This is a genomic window from Rathayibacter sp. AY1A7 (genome assembly GCF_002930845.1).
In the GTDB taxonomy this organism is placed as follows: Bacteria; Actinomycetota; Actinomycetes; order Actinomycetales; family Microbacteriaceae; genus Rathayibacter.
This window is the reverse complement of the sequence record NZ_PSTL01000003.1, coordinates 78801-92463: the sequence shown is the minus strand read 5'-3', so window position 1 is coordinate 92463 and position 13663 is coordinate 78801. Positions and strand designations below refer to the sequence as shown.

Genomic DNA, 13663 nt, shown 5'->3' with positions numbered 1-13663 from the left:
CCGTCCGGTCATCGCACATCGGAGCCGGCAGCCCGCCGACTCGTGAAGGAGAGAACACCATGTCCACCGCGAAGAGCGTCACCGACGCATCGTTCCAGTCCGACGTCCTCGACTCCGAGAAGACCGTCCTGGTCGACTTCTGGGCCGAGTGGTGCGGCCCCTGCCGCATGGTCGCGCCGATCCTCGACCAGATCTCGGCCGAGCACGGCGACAAGATCGAGATCGTCAAGCTGAACGTCGACGAGAACCCGCAGACCGCTGCGAAGTACCAGATCACGTCGATCCCGGCGATGAAGGTCTACCAGAAGGGCGAGGTCGTGAAGACCGTCATCGGCGCCAAGCCGAAGCCGGCCCTCGAGGCCGACCTGGCCGCGTTCCTCTGAGTTCGCACCCCTGACCGCCCCGTGCGGTCTCCGAGAGCCCCTGTCACGTCATGACGGGGGCTCTCCTCGTTCCTGGGCTGTTTCACGTGAAACAGCCCAGCCGGGGCGCAGGCCACGATCCCTGCGGTGGCGCCCGACCGCCCCGCCGCAGCACAGGACCGGCCGGTACTGTGGATCCACTCGGCTCCGGCCGAAGAGACCCTGTCCACCGAGCGAAGCGGAACCATCGTGACCAACCGCGGCACCAACCTCGACCCCTGGTACAACTCCTATGCGGAGCGCACGGCCGGTCTGGCCGCCAGCGAGGTCCGAGCCCTGTTCGCCGTCGCGTCACGCCCCGAAGTGGTCTCGCTCGCCGGCGGTATGCCGTTCGTGTCCGCGCTCCCCCAGGACCTGGTGACCGGCGCCATCGACACCGTGATGCGGGAGCAGGGACCCGTCGCGCTGCAGTACGGGTCGGGCCAGGGCGTCCCCGTCCTGCGCGAGCAGATCCTCGACGTCATGGCCCTCGAGGGCATCTCCGCCAGCGCGGACGACATCGTGGTCACCACGGGCTCTCAGCACGCCCTGGAGCTCGTCTCCAAGCTCTTCCTGGACCCGGGGGACGTCGTCCTCTCCGAGGGCCCCAGCTACGTCACGGCGATGGTCATCTTCCGGTCGTACCAGGCCGAGGTCGAGCACGTCCCGATGGACGAGCACGGGCTCATCCCCGCCGCCCTCCGCGAGCACATCGCCCGCGTGCGCGCCGCCGGCAAGACGATCAAGTTCCTGTACACGATCCCCACCTTCCACAATCCCGCGGGCGTGACCCTCAGCTGGGAGCGCCGCGTCGAGATCCTCGAGATCTGCAAGTCCGAGGGAATCCTCGTGCTCGAGGACAACCCGTACGGCCTCCTCTACTTCGAGGACGTCCCGCCGAAGGCGATGCGCTCGCTGGAGGAGGACGGAGTGATCTACCTCGGCACGTTCTCGAAGACGCTCGCTCCCGGCTTCCGGGTGGGCTGGGCTCTCGCTCCGCACGCGATCCGCGAGCGGCTGATCCTCGCCAACGAGGCGGCCGTCCTCAGTCCGTCGTCCTTCAGCCAGCTGGTCATCTCGAAGTACCTCGAGACAGCCGACTGGCGCGGACAGATCGACACCTTCCGGGGCGTCTACCGCGAGCGGAAGGAGGCGATGCTGAAGGGCCTGCAGACCCATCTGCCCGGCCTCAGCTGGACGAACCCGAACGGCGGCTTCTACGTCTGGGTCACGCTGCCCGAGGAGCTCGACTCCAAGGCGATGCTGCCGCGCGCAGTGAAGGAGCTCGTCGCGTACACGCCGGGTACCGCGTTCTACGGCAACGGAGACGGACGTCAGAACATCCGCCTCTCGTTCTGCTACCCGACGCCGGAGCGCATCGGTGACGGCATCCGCCGCCTCGCCACGGTCATCAACGGAGAGCTCGATCTGCTGTCGACCTTCGCGGGCACGGGCCGGCTGAGCAACGCCGACGCGAGCAAGCGTGACGCCGTCCTGCCGCCGAACGTCTCCTGACACCGCTCCTTCGATAAGAAAGCCCTGGTCATGACCGATTTCTCTGTGCTCGACCGTACACTCGACATCGTCGTCATCAGCGGTGGCATCAGCCACGAGCGCGACGTCTCCCTGCGGTCGGGCCGTCGCGTGGCGGACCGTCTCTCCGCGATGGGCCACCGCGTCTCCCTGCACGAACCGGACGCCGGCCTCCTCTTGACGCTCCTGCAGAAGCGTCCGGACGTCGTCTGGCCCGCGGTGCACGGGGCGAGCGGTGAGGACGGTGCGCTCCTCGGGCTCCTCGAGGCGGCTGGCTTCGCCTACGTCGGCTCGCAGACGGACGCGGCGCGCCTGGCCTGGTTCAAGCCGACCGCGAAGACGCTCGTCGCTCGCGCCGGCTTCTCGACCCCGAGCTCCGTCACCCTCCCCCGCGAGACCTTCCGCGAGCTCGGAGCCGCCGGGATTCTGGAGCAGGTCGAGGCGCACCTGCCGGGCTCCCTCGTGGTGAAGCCCGCTCAGGGCGGTTCGGCCCAGGGCGTCAGCATCGTGACGGAGTCGTCGCAGCTCCCGCGAGCGATGGTCGAGGCGTACACCTATGGCGACGTCGTGCTCATCGAACAGCAGATCCAGGGGACCGAGGTCTCCGTCGGTGTTCTCGACCTCGGTGACGGTCCTTTCGCCCTGCCGCCTGTCGAGATCGCACCCGTCGCGGGCCAGTACACATTCGAGGCGCGCTACAACGCGGGGGAGACGCACTTCTACACGCCGGCCCGGATCTCGCCGGAGATCACGGAGGAGGTGTCCCGCGTGGCCGTTGCGATCCACGAACTGCTGGGACTCCGCCACCTGTCGCGGCTCGACTTCATCATCGACGACGCCGGACTCCCCTGGTTCTTTGACGCGAACGTCCTTCCCGGAATGACCGAGACCTCACTCGTTCCCCAGGCCATTGAGGCATCCGGCCGCTACCTCGGCGACGTCTACTCCACCCTCGCGAAGCTCGCCGCCTCCTGACCTTACCGTTTCACGTGAAACGGTCCGCTGCGCGTACGCTCCTGATCACGTGGCTGCTGAGTTCTGAACACTGCTCGAATCCCTGCCAGACAGTAATTGTGTCGCAGCCGATCAGGACCCTCTATCGCCGCCTTCTCCCTACAATGCGGGTCGAGTAGCCACTCAATAACGGGTCCACGTCTTCATCTGCAGACCAGTAGTGCCAACTCGGGGAAGAACCCGAGGCCGCGTATTGACTCCCACCAACGTTAGACATCTGTCGCCGCGCCGGTCGATTATCCGCAGATCAGCGTGGTACATCCCGCCCCCGCCGCCACCTTTTCACCAGGCTCGCGGGTATCCATCGCCACCTGGTCCTCGTCGTCATGCTGGTCGAGTAGACGCATTGCCGCGTATCGAGAACCGGCCACCCCCAGTGGGTCCCTGGCGGGCGTTGCCTGGAGCGATGTATCCACGCCCACTGTCTGGCCATATCCGCAGACATACCGGTGAAGAGCAGTAGTGCGTCGAATCGAGGCTCACCACGATCGCCACCCGCGCCATCTCTGGGGAGACACAACATGGTCGATCGACGCTGATCGACACCAGGCACCCGTCGCCATGCTGGTCGAGTAGCCACAACGCGACGTACCGAGACCCACGGCCCGAAGGGACCCCTATCGCTTGGTTCTCCGACCTCAACTCCGCCTCGGGGGGGGTGGTGTTTCAATCTCGGCTGGTCAGGCGGGAAATCTCTTTCGAGCATTGCGGTCGAAGTCGGTCCCACGATGAACCGCATGGGCGTCCAGTGTTCTCGGCAGGGGCGTTTCACGTGAAACGCTTCCGCGGCCGTTGAGCAACTTCGATCAGAGAAGTTGAGCCCGTTGGAGCGAGTCGGGCCAACGAGGGCCTCCTCTCCTACCTGACTAGGTCGTAGCTCTTCAATGGCTAGGCCGCCCTAGGGCGCACCGTTTCACGTGAAACGGGCCTTCCATCATCTCTTTCAGTGCTCTCTGGGGGCGACCGCCGACGGGGTCCTCCGTCAAACCTCGGCGAACCCACTCATCACATCCGCGTCGATCCGCGACAACGAAGCGATACTGTAACTCGTCTAACTTGCCCCCCCGCCGGTCAGTTTCTGGAGGCCCAGGAAGCGCTCCTCACCGGCGACTTGGGATGCACGGACAGCCGAGGGGGTCCTCATCTCAGCGGCCAACGTAGGAATGTTTCACGTGAAACATTGCGCACGCGAATATCGGCGACCATGACGTCGCCCTGGGCAGCGGAGAGCGCCACCGAGTACGACCCGCCCAGGCACCCGTCCAGCGCCCGCCAGCGAGTCACCGCAAGCGACATGAACTCCGGAGGTCAACGACATCTGAACTCAGCCAACCCTAGATCCGGCGCTCCACGCCTACTCAACCGCCATGTAGGCGCATCGTGAGCTGCTCTATCCAGAGATCAATGCCCCAGATACCCGGCGATCGTCACCGTTCGGCAATACCAGCCGTATTCTCGACCAGAACCGCAGTAAGCAGGGCCCCGCAGAACCTGGAACCACTTCATCGGACTGTACCGGTCAGAAGGGCCTATCAATCAGAGAGAGGACGACAACCGAGAATCCACAGCTCACAAGGCATCTCGAAGATCGCCCCAAGCGTGCTGATCTGCGATCGCGGTGCCGACGAGGGGAGCGGATACCGCCACATCGGCGATTGCGGCCAAGAACACAGCGCGAGCGCGCGCACGCCAGCGGCACGGCGAATCAGTGGCGGCCGCTAGGCCGGCCCTCTACGGAGCGAGCGACACCTCGGTCGGCTCCCCGATCTCGGCGAGGATGCGGTTCAAGTCCTGGATGGTGGCGAAGTCGATGACCATCTGGCCCTTACGTGCGCCCAGGGTGACCTTGACGCGCGTGTTCAACCGGTCGCCGAGGTGATCCGCGATCGACGAGAGGTGTCCGGAGTGCCCGCCCTGCTCCTCCACCACGGGACGCGTGGTCGTCCGCGGCGCCTTCATCTGCGCCGCGGCGGCCTCGGCGGCGCGGACGGACAGGTCCTCGTTGACGATCTTGTCGGCCAGGCGGCGCATCATCTCGACGTCGTCGAGGGACAGAACCGCACGCGCGTGTCCTGCGGTCAGGACGCCGGCAGCGACGCGGGCCTGCACATCGGCCGGGAGCCGCAGAAGACGGAGCGTGTTCGAGATCTGCGGCCGCGAACGTCCGAGCCGCGTCGCCAGGGCCTCCTGGGTGATCCCGAAGTCGCTGAGGAGCTGCTGGTAGGCGGACGCCTCCTCGAGCGGGTTGAGGTCGGCGCGGTGGAGGTTCTCCAGCAGCGCATCGCGGAGCATGTTCTCGTCGGCCGTGTCCTTGACGACCGCGGGGATGGTGGTCAGTCCCGCGGCCTTCGAGGCGCGGAACCGGCGCTCACCCATGACGAGCTCGTACTTCGCTCCGCCGCGAGCCGTCACGGGCCGGACGACGATCGGCTGCAGCACTCCGAACTCGCGGATGCTGTGGACGAGCTCCGCGAGGTCGTCCTCGTCGAACACCGACCGCGGCTGCGCCGTGTTGGGGGTGATGTCGGCGAGGGGGAGTCGCGCCAAGCGCGCTCCGGGGACCTCGAGGAGCTCCTCGGCACGGGCCGAATCGCCGACCTGATCAGGGAAGAAGACGTCGACGGGCCGGGAGCGCGACTCATCGCTGGTCGGGATGAGCGAGCCGATCCCCCGGCCGAGTCCCGTGCGCTTGGTCGCCATCAGCGTGCCTCTCCTTCGTGTGCCGTCTCGGGTGTCTTCCGGGCTCCGCGTCGTGCGATCTCCGCGGCCGCCTCCAGATACGCCAGCGAACCGGACGACTGCGGGTCGTAGCTGATCACGCTCTGTCCGTAGCTCGGCGCCTCCGAGATCCTCACGTTGCGCGGGATCACCGCGCGCAGCACCTCCTTCGGGAAGTGCTCTCGGACATCCGCTGCCACCTGCTGGGAGAGGTTCGTGCGGCCGTCGTACATCGTCAGGAGGATCGTCGAGACACCGAGGTTCGGATTGAGGTGCCGCTCGATCAAGTCGATGTTCTTGAGCAGCTGGCTGAGCCCCTCGAGCGCGTAGTACTCGCACTGGATCGGGATGAGCACCTCGCGAGCGGCGACGAACGCGTTGATGGTCAGCAGACCGAGCGACGGCGGGCAGTCGATGAAGACGTAGTCGAACGGCTCGTCCATGGTGTCGAGCATGCGGTCGAGCGCACGGCGGAGACGCTGCTCGCGTGCGACGAGCGAGACCAGCTCGATCTCGGCGCCGGCCAGGTGGATGGTCGCCGGCACACCGTAGAGCGAGGCGAATTCCGGGCTCTTCTGCACGACGTCCGCGAGGGGAGTGTCGTTGACGATCACGTCGTACACGCTGGCCGTCTCGGCACGGTGCTCGATGCCCAGGGCCGTCGACGCGTTGCCCTGCGGATCGAGGTCGATGACGAGCACCTTCGCCTCACCGCGGGCGAGCCCGGCGGCAAGGTTGACGGTCGTCGTCGTCTTGCCGACGCCGCCCTTCTGGTTCGAGATCGTGATGACGCGCGTCGACTCGGGCTTGGGCAGCGGCTGGGCGTTCAGCAGTGCGCGTCGGCGGGTCATGTCCGCGATCTCCCGGGCCAGGGGAGTCGAGGAGTCGAAGCCTCCGGTCAGACCGGCGGAATCGGGTTGTTTCACGTGAAACCTTCGCTCAGCGAGTGGGACGGACAGCAGCACCGAGGAGTCGACGGACGAGGAGTCGGGGGCTCACTGCGGCGTCGTGGCGATCAACCCACTGTAGCCCGGACGACCCTCGTCACCTCGGAGAGCACGCCGTCGCCGAGCACGACGACCCTGGGCGGGGAGAGTCGGAAGCGACGGATCTGCTTGGCCGCAGCCTCGATCTCCTTCTCGGCATTGATGCCCTTCAGCAGGACCAGCTCGCCTCCAGGCCGCAGCAACGGCGCGGTCAGCGGGATCAGCTTCGAGAGAGCGCTGACCGCCCGAGCGGTCACCTGGTCGAGAGGCTCCGCGAGCTGTACCTCTTCGGCACGGGCGCGAAGAACTGAGACATTCTCGAGTCCGAGTCCGTCCACCTGCTCCTGAAGCCAGACGACGCGACGCTCCATCGGCTCGATGAGCACGAAGCGGACGTCGGGCCGCACGATGGCCAGGACGAGCCCGGGAAGGCCCGCGCCACTGCCGACATCACCCACCAGTCCCGGACGCAGGAGAGGGGCCACCAGGGCGCTGTTGAGGACGTGCCGCGTCCAGAGCCGGGGGAGCTCCAGGGGCCCGATCAGGCCGCGCTCCTCACCCTGGTCGGCGAGAGCCTCTGTGAAGAGCCGCAGGAGGGGCAGGCGGTCGCCGGCGATCGCCGCAGCGGCTGAGGGCTCGGCCTCGAGGGTCGACTCCACGCCGCTCAGCCGCGGGTGATGACGGTGTGGCGCTCGCGCGCCTCGCCGCGCGACTCCGACACGAAGCCGCGCTCGCCCACCATGTCGTGGACCAGCTTGCGCTCGTACGACGACATGGGCGGGAGCGAGGCCGACGTGGCGCCGTCCTCGATCCGCTCGATCGCGCGGTCGACCAGCTGGGCGAGCTCCGCCTCGCGGGCGTCGCGGGAGCCGCCGATGTCGAGAATGAGGCGGGAGAACGCGCCGGTCTTCGTCTGGACCGCCAGGCGCGTCAGCTCCTGCAGTGCCTGGACGGCGTCGGGGCGGGAGAGCACCCGGAGGTTCGTGTCTCCGGAGGCGGTGACCGAGAGGTAGGCGCGGCCGTTGCGGACCTCGATGTCGATGTCGCCGTCGAGGTCGCAGATGTCGAGGAACTCCTCGATGTAGTCGGCGGCGACGTCGCCCTCGTCCTCGAGCTGCGAGAGCGTGGACTCGGGCGCCTCGTCGACGGCGGACGCGTCCACGTCCGCGGGTGCGGACGCGTCGTCGGTGATGGTCTGCATCGGATCGGTCATGGCGGCTCTACTTCTTTCCGGCTTGCTTCTTGGAGCGGTTCTTGCTCACGGGCTGCGTGCGCTGCACGGCCTTCTTCTCGACGAGGGTGACGTCGCCGGCGGCCGTGGTCTCCTCGACCAGCTTGCCCTTGCGGCGCAGGCGCTCCTCGCGGGCCTTGGCGGCCTCGCTGCCCGGGGTCGGCATGTTCCGGATGACGATGAACTGCTGGATCATCGTCCAGATGTTCGAGGTCAGCCAGTAGAACATCACGCCGAGGGGGAAGGCGAAGCCCGAGAAGGCGAAGACGAGGGGGAGGATGTAGAGCAGGATCCGCTGCTGCTTGAACGTCGGCGAGGCCTTCGCCTCGGGCGACATGTTCTTCGAGACGATCTGCAGCTGCGTGATGAACTGCGACGCGGTCATCAGGACGACCATGATCACCGCGATGATGATGACCGGCTCCTGACCGCCCTCGGCGAGTGCGCCCTGGATCGACTGGTGCAGCGGTGCGACGCCGAAGAGGTTCGCCTCGCCGAACTGGCGGGCGAGCGTCTCGTCGAGCGGGCCCACGCCCTTCTGGCTGTGCTGCGCCGCGTTCAGCACCGAGAACAGGCTGAAGAAGATCGGCATCTGGATCAGTAGGGGCAGGCAGGAGGCGAGCGGGTTGGTGCCCGTCTTCTTGTAGAGCTCCATGGTCTCGCGGGACATCGCCTCGCGGGACAGCTGGTCGCGCTTGCCCTTGTACTTGTCCTGGATCTTCTTGAGCTGGGGCGCGACCTCGAGCATCCGGCGCTGGCTCTTGATCTGCTTGACGAAGATCGGGATGAGCGCGGCGCGGATGACGATGACCAGGCCGACGATCGAGAGGACCCAGGTGATTCCCGCGGCCGCCTCCATGCCGGTGAAGGTCAGCAGCTGGTGGAAGGCGACGAGGAGCAGCTCGACCACCCACTTGAGGGGCCAGAGGATCGTGCCGAGGAGGTCCATGGAGTGGGGTCAGTCCTTTCGAGGGCCCACGACGAACCCGGCTCGCGTCACGGCGAAGCGGGTCCGGCCGGAAGCCGGTCGGTGCAGGGGGATCGAGGTCGGGACGTCGTCGATGCCGCCGGCCGCCCACGGGTGGCAGCGGAGCAGACGGCGGGCCGCGAGGACGGAGCCGAGGACGAGCCCGTGAAGCTGGACCGCCTGGAGCGCGTACGCGGAGCACGAGGGGTAGTAGCGGCAGACGTCCCCGTAGAGAGGGGACAGGACCGCCCGGTAGACGATCAGGAGCAGGACGCCGATGTTCCGCGGCAACAGGAGGATCGCCCACCCGAGCCGGGCGAACGGCGCCTCGCGGCGGGGGAGCACGGCGGTCACGAGGACGCCCCGCTCTTCCGCGCGGCTCGCGCCATCGCGGACCACACCTCGGAGCGCAGCTCCGACCAGGGGGCGTCGGCGCTGCCGGGCAGCGCGCGGACGACGACCTGGGTGCCGGGGTCGATCTCGGGGACGAGCTCGAACGCCACGGCCTTGAGCCGGCGGCGGACGGTGTTGCGCGTCACCGCGGTGCCGACCGTCTTGGCGACGATGAACCCGAACCGCGCCGGATCGCCCGCGGAGGACCGGCGGACATACGTGACGGTGTGCGGTCCTGTGGACCGCACACCGCGACGGACGACTGTCCGGTACTCGCCTCCGTGGACGATGCGATTGGCTCTGGCCAGCACCGCTGGTCGGTACCGCTCGCTGCTAGGCGGAGAGCTCGGTGCGCCCCTTGGCGCGGCGCGCGCTGAGGATGCCGCGGCCGGCACGGGTGCGCATGCGCAGACGGAAGCCGTGCACCTTGGCGCGACGACGGTTGTTCGGCTGGAAGGTTCGCTTGCTCATAATCAGATCTCCACGTACGTGTTCCGCGGCGCGAACCGGCACCACCCGCTCGGGCGGAGACTCGGATCCTCCGGGAAGAAGGGGTGCCCGGCTGCGGAATCCGCTCGGCCTGCGAGGGCCGCACGGACGACACCGGGCAGGCGTCAACTGATTTAAACTACGGCCTGTTCCGCCACCGGTCAAATGTGGACGGCGCGAAACCTCGATCATGCACACGGGACACGGGGTTCCGCGCATTGACACGCGGGTGTCGCTGTGGTGGATTTGTCTCCCGTCGGCTCCGTTCGTTACGGTGTTGAGCCGCAGTTATCCACAGGTGGGATCCGCGTCCTCCCGCGCCCGCACAGGCATCGCTCGAGGCCGGTGGACAACCCTGTGGAGAGAGCGGCACTCGAGACCCGGCTCCGCGCCCGGTCCGCGACGCCCCTGCAGCGGGCGGCGACGGGGCCGGCGGAGACGGCGATCCCGCAGCGACTTCACAGCGACAGCACCCAGGACCGGAGACAGATGGCAGACGACACGTCGATGGTCGACGCGTGGAACGTGATCCTCGGCGCACTGTCCCAGGACGAGCGGATCACCGCTCCCCTCTACGGGTTCGTCTCGCTCGTGGAGCCCAAGGGCATCATGGCGGGCACCTTCTACCTGGAGGTCCCGAACGAGTTCACCCGCGGAATGCTCGAGCAGCGCGTGCGCGTGCCCCTGCTCAGCGCGATCGGGACGCTCGACGACTCCTTCGGCGTCACGACGTTCGCCTTCGTGGTGAACCCCGACATCGAGCACGAGCCCCTCAGCTCCCCGTCGTCGCAGGAGTCGATGAACCCGTTCGAGCCGATCACCGCCTCCTCGGCGACGGTCGCGCCGACCCGCGGGGTCGAGGAGCTGCGGACCGTGCCGGCGACCGACACCCGGCTGAACCCGAAGTACAGCTTCGACAACTTCGTCATCGGAGGCTCCAACCGCTTCGCGCACGCCGCGGCCGTCGCCGTCGCCGAGGCTCCCGCCAAGGCCTACAACCCGCTCTTCGTCTACGGCGACTCCGGGCTCGGCAAGACGCACCTCCTCCACGCCATCGGCCACTACGCGATGAGCCTCTACCCAGGGATCCGCGTGCGGTACGTCTCGAGCGAGGAGTTCACGAACGACTTCATCAACTCGATCGCGAACAACCGGGGCAACGCCTTCCACGGCCGCTACCGCAACGTCGACATCCTCCTGATCGACGACATCCAGTTCCTGCAGGGGAAGGCGGAGACGCAGGAGGCGTTCTTCCACACCTTCAACCAGCTGCACGACCACAACAAGCAGGTCGTGATCACGTCCGATCTGCCGCCGAAGGCACTGACCGGCTTCGAGGACCGGATGCGCTCGCGCTTCGAGTGGGGCCTCATCACCGATGTGCAGGCTCCCGACCTCGAGACCCGCATCGCGATCCTCCGCAAGAAGGCGGTCAGCGAGAAGCTGCTCGTGCCCGACGACATCCTCGAGTTCATGGCGTCGAAGGTGTCGAGCAACATCCGCGAGCTCGAGGGGACGCTCATCCGCGTCACCGCGTTCGCGAGCCTGAACCGGACGCCGGTCGACATGTCGCTCGTGCAGACCGTGCTCAAGGACCTGATCACGCTCGACGAGGACAACGTCATCTCGCCGGTCGACATCATCAACCACACCGCGGACTACTTCAAGCTCACGGTCGACGACCTCTACGGCTCGTCGCGCTCGCAGGCCGTCGCCACCGCGCGCCAGATCGCCATGTACCTGTGCCGCGAGCTGACGAACCTCTCGCTGCCCAAGATCGGCCAGCTGTTCGGGAACCGCGACCACACCACGGTCATGTACGCGAACAAGAAGATCTCGGAGCTCATGAAGGAGCGCCGCAGCATCTACAACCAGGTCACCGAGCTGACCACCCGCATCAAGACGAACCGCTAGCCGACAGTCGTACGGTCCCCGGGACCACCTGTCTCGGGTGGCGTACCCGGAGGTCCATCGGCGTCCGTGCCCCGTGGTCGCGTAGTCGCTTTTCCCTCTCCTCGTGTGAGGGGGGCGGAGGCGACGGGGATCGCGGCGCGAGCAGCAGGACGTCGGTGTCGGCGCGCGTCGAGATCGGGCGAAGGAGCCGGCGGGGGTCTCGATACGCCGCGCTGCGGCTACTCGACCAGCATGAACCGCACGTGCTCAAGGGGTCCGGGTGAGCGGCTGAGCGGCCGGCGTGCGATCGGACGGTGTCGATCCGCCGTGCGTTGGCCCGGAGGGCAACGCGGGGGAGAGGGAGCGCGCACTGTCTTTCGGGCCGCTCGGACGGCGGCAGCTGCCCTCGACGGTCTCCATCGTGACCGGAGAAGTCGTCGACGGACTCCTCGGACCTGCCGCACGCACCTCGGACACGCCGCCTCGCGCGCCCCGGAGGGCCGATTTCCACAGTGTGAGGAACCTGTGGATAACTGTGGACAACCGCCTCGGGACTGTGCGCCGGGAGAGCCCGCCTGTGGAGGGCGACCGGTCGGCTCGGATCCCTCCACAGCGCGTCCACGTGCCCGCTCACACTCCCTCCACAGGGGCGGGTCCCTCCGATCCCACCCAGGAGTAGGGGTCCGAAGCGTTTTCCACAGTTTCCACACGTGTTAACACTGTTAACGCAGTTCTCTCTTTAATGAAGCCTCGACCGGCAACCTCTCCACAGCGGCTCGGGAGTGCTCGGCGGTCCACCCCCTTCCGAGCTCGTCGAGCCCGGCGGGTACGATGGGCGACGGTCTTCGTCCGCGACTCGTCAGGGGTGTACTCGTGAGGTTCCAAGCCAACCGCGATGTCTTCAGCGAGGCGGTGTCCTTCGCGGTCAAGCTGCTTCCGCAGCGCACGACCCTGCCGATCCTCTCCGGAGTCCTCATCGAGGCGACCGCCGAGGGTCTGACGCTGTCCTCCTTCGACTACGAGGTGTCCGCGCAGACGCAGATCGCGGCCGACGTGGAGGAGACGGGGAACGTGCTCGTCTCGGGCCGTCTGCTCGCCGACATCGCGAACCGCCTCCCCAACGCTCCCGTGCGCATCGCCACGGAGGAGTCGCGCGTCTCGGTCTCGGCCGGCTCGGCGCACTTCACGCTCCTGCAGATGCCCGTGGAGGAGTACCCGAGCATCCCCGAGATCGACGCCTCCACCGGCCTCGTCCCGGCCGACGCCTTCGCAGCCGCCGTCTCGCAGGTGGCGGTCGCCGCCTCCCGCGACGACGTGACCCCCGTCATCACCGGCGTGCAGCTCGAGATCACCGAGAACACGATCGGCCTCGTCGCGACGGACCGCTACCGCGTCGCCGTCCGCGAGATCGACTGGGACAACGGGGACAACCCCGCGCCCACCCAGCCGCTCACCGCCCTCGTGCCCGCACGCACGCTGCAGGAGGTTGGCAAGACCTTCGGCCACTCCGGCACCGTCTCCGTCGCGATCACCAACCGCGACGAGCGCGAGCTGATCGCCTTCACCGCGGACCGCAAGACCGTCACCTCGCTGCTGATCAAGGGCAACTTCCCGCCCGTGAAGCGCCTCTTCCCCGCCTCCGTCGAGAACTACGCGGTCATGTCGACCAGCGACCTCATCGAGGCCACCCGCCGCGTCTCGCTCGTGCTCGAGCGCGAGGCGGCCCTCCGCTTCAGCTTCAGCAGCGACGGCCTCACCCTCGAGGCCATCGGCTCCGAGCAGGCGCAGGCGTCCGAGAGCATCGACGCGATCGTGACCGGCGACGACGTGGTCGTCTCGCTCAAGCCGCAGTTCCTGCTCGACGGCCTCGCCGCCGTCCACTCGGAGTTCGTGCGCATCGCGTTCACGAAGACCGAGAACCCCAACAAGCCCGGCCCCGTCCTGATCACCGCGCAGACCTCGCGGGAGCAGCCCGGCAGCGACAGCTACCGCTACCTGCTCCAGCCCAACCTGCTGCTGCGCTGACCACTCCCCGGAT

Annotated in this window: 13 protein-coding genes; 5 read left to right on the top strand and 8 right to left on the bottom strand. The window is 67.5% G+C overall.

All coding sequences use genetic code 11. The features are described 5' to 3' along the window. Positions 1–59 precede the first annotated feature (59 nt). The 3 genes from trxA (at position 60) to C5B95_RS04095 (ending at position 2909) form a co-directional block, all read left to right on the top strand. Positions 60–383, top strand: coding sequence for a thioredoxin (gene trxA / locus C5B95_RS04105; RefSeq protein ID WP_104222687.1), 324 nt, complete (start codon positions 60–62; stop codon positions 381–383). A gap of 228 nt (positions 384–611) precedes the next feature. After that, complete coding sequence (locus C5B95_RS04100) at positions 612–1916, top strand: PLP-dependent aminotransferase family protein (protein ID WP_104233029.1); 1305 nt, start codon at positions 612–614, stop codon at positions 1914–1916. A 30-nt stretch (positions 1917–1946) separates the two neighbouring features. Then, positions 1947–2909, top strand: coding sequence for an ATP-grasp domain-containing protein (locus C5B95_RS04095; protein WP_104348538.1), 963 nt, complete (start codon positions 1947–1949; stop codon positions 2907–2909). A 1770-nt stretch (positions 2910–4679) separates the two neighbouring features. Here C5B95_RS04095 and C5B95_RS04090 read toward each other — a convergent pair. The 8 genes from C5B95_RS04090 to rpmH all read right to left on the bottom strand — a co-directional run bounded on the left by C5B95_RS04090 (position 4680) and on the right by rpmH (position 9714). Next, a complete protein-coding gene (locus C5B95_RS04090; RefSeq protein WP_104222684.1) occupies positions 4680–5648 on the bottom strand; it encodes a ParB/RepB/Spo0J family partition protein in 969 nt (322 codons plus the stop codon). Beyond that, positions 5648–6592 carry a ParA family protein gene (locus C5B95_RS04085; protein WP_374952917.1) on the bottom strand — a complete coding sequence of 315 codons (945 nt, stop codon included), beginning with the start codon at positions 6590–6592 and terminating at the stop codon, positions 5648–5650. The genes C5B95_RS04090 and C5B95_RS04085 overlap by 1 nt, the downstream gene beginning before the upstream one ends. An 89-nt stretch (positions 6593–6681) precedes the next feature. Beyond that, on the bottom strand, positions 6682–7311 hold the full coding sequence (gene rsmG / locus C5B95_RS04080; RefSeq protein WP_104346709.1) for a 16S rRNA (guanine(527)-N(7))-methyltransferase RsmG: 630 nt from the start codon (positions 7309–7311) through the stop codon (positions 6682–6684). A gap of 5 nt (positions 7312–7316) precedes the next feature. Then, positions 7317–7865, bottom strand: coding sequence for a R3H domain-containing nucleic acid-binding protein (locus C5B95_RS04075; protein WP_244229531.1), 549 nt, complete (start codon positions 7863–7865; stop codon positions 7317–7319). Between the two features lie 7 nt (positions 7866–7872). Continuing rightward, on the bottom strand, positions 7873–8832 hold the full coding sequence (yidC, locus tag C5B95_RS04070) for a membrane protein insertase YidC (protein WP_104222681.1): 960 nt from the start codon (positions 8830–8832) through the stop codon (positions 7873–7875). A gap of 9 nt (positions 8833–8841) precedes the next feature. Next, positions 8842–9195 carry a membrane protein insertion efficiency factor YidD gene (gene yidD / locus C5B95_RS04065; protein ID WP_258059815.1) on the bottom strand — a complete coding sequence of 118 codons (354 nt, stop codon included), beginning with the start codon at positions 9193–9195 and terminating at the stop codon, positions 8842–8844. A 5-nt stretch (positions 9196–9200) separates the two neighbouring features. Beyond that, positions 9201–9554, bottom strand: coding sequence for a ribonuclease P protein component (gene rnpA, locus C5B95_RS04060; protein WP_104222680.1), 354 nt, complete (start codon positions 9552–9554; stop codon positions 9201–9203). A gap of 22 nt (positions 9555–9576) precedes the next feature. Further along, positions 9577–9714 carry a 50S ribosomal protein L34 gene (gene rpmH / locus C5B95_RS04055; protein ID WP_055784512.1) on the bottom strand — a complete coding sequence of 46 codons (138 nt, stop codon included), beginning with the start codon at positions 9712–9714 and terminating at the stop codon, positions 9577–9579. A 507-nt stretch (positions 9715–10221) separates the two neighbouring features. Between rpmH and dnaA the strand changes: the two genes are divergently transcribed. Then, the gene (gene dnaA, locus C5B95_RS04050; RefSeq protein WP_104225789.1) at positions 10222–11646 is read left to right on the top strand and encodes a chromosomal replication initiator protein DnaA; all 1425 of its coding nucleotides are present in this window, start codon (positions 10222–10224) and stop codon (positions 11644–11646) included. 852 nt (positions 11647–12498) lie between these two features. Continuing rightward, positions 12499–13650, top strand: coding sequence for a DNA polymerase III subunit beta (gene dnaN / locus C5B95_RS04045; protein WP_104348537.1), 1152 nt, complete (start codon positions 12499–12501; stop codon positions 13648–13650). Positions 13651–13663: the final 13 nt, after the last annotated feature.